Annotated in this window: 6 tRNA genes; all 6 read right to left on the reverse strand. The window is 50.2% G+C overall.

The window, feature by feature from the left end:
* Positions 1-60 precede the first annotated feature (60 nt).
* Positions 61-147: transfer RNA gene (locus L1D51_RS21560), tRNA-Leu, on the reverse strand.
* A 35-nt stretch (positions 148-182) separates the two neighbouring features.
* A tRNA-Cys gene (locus tag L1D51_RS21565) sits at positions 183-256 on the reverse strand.
* An 18-nt stretch (positions 257-274) separates the two neighbouring features.
* Positions 275-350, reverse strand: a tRNA-Gly gene (locus L1D51_RS21570).
* 124 nt (positions 351-474) lie between these two features.
* Positions 475-561 (reverse strand) — tRNA-Leu (locus L1D51_RS21575).
* 35 nt (positions 562-596) lie between these two features.
* Positions 597-670 (reverse strand) — tRNA-Cys (locus L1D51_RS21580).
* A gap of 18 nt (positions 671-688) precedes the next feature.
* Positions 689-764: transfer RNA gene (locus L1D51_RS21585), tRNA-Gly, on the reverse strand.
* Positions 765-811: the final 47 nt, after the last annotated feature.

The raw sequence follows: 811 nt of genomic DNA on the forward strand, positions 1-811 counted from the left end.
AAATAGAGGAGAGGTATTCTATATAAATGGTGCAAATAGAGGAGAGGTATTCTATATAAATGGTGCCCGGGGCCGGACTTGAACCGGCACGCTGTTACCAGCGAGGGATTTTAAATCCCTTGTGTCTACCAATTCCACCACCCGGGCATCGGGTCGCTCGTAAGAGCATGTGGAGTATTATATGGAGGCGGAACCCGGAGTCGAACCGAGGTAGACGGATTTGCAATCCGCTGCATGGCCACTCTGCCATTCCGCCTTATCGCTTCCAAATAATTGGAGCGGCACACGAGGCTCGAACTCGTGACCTCAACCTTGGCAAGGTTGCGCTCTACCAACTGAGCTAGTGCCGCAAATTTAATTCTGTCAGTATTTTGACCGTTGGTACACAACCTTGAGGTTGCGATGATAACGTTCTGGCAACTGAACTAGTGCCGCAAATTTATTTCTTCATCCAATAAACTATTTAAGTTTAAATGGTGCCCGGGGCCGGACTTGAACCGGCACGCTGTTACCAGCGAGGGATTTTAAATCCCTTGTGTCTACCAATTCCACCACCCGGGCATCGGGTCGCTCGTAAGAGCATGTGGAGTATTATATGGAGGCGGAACCCGGAGTCGAACCGAGGTAGACGGATTTGCAATCCGCTGCATGGCCACTCTGCCATTCCGCCTTATCGCTTCCAAATAATTGGAGCGGCACACGAGGCTCGAACTCGTGACCTCAACCTTGGCAAGGTTGCGCTCTACCAACTGAGCTAGTGCCGCAAATTTAATTCTGTCAGTATTTTGACCGTTGGTACACAACCTTGAGG

Source organism: Pseudoalteromonas shioyasakiensis, assembly GCF_022398475.1.
Taxonomy (GTDB): domain Bacteria; phylum Pseudomonadota; class Gammaproteobacteria; order Enterobacterales; family Alteromonadaceae; genus Pseudoalteromonas.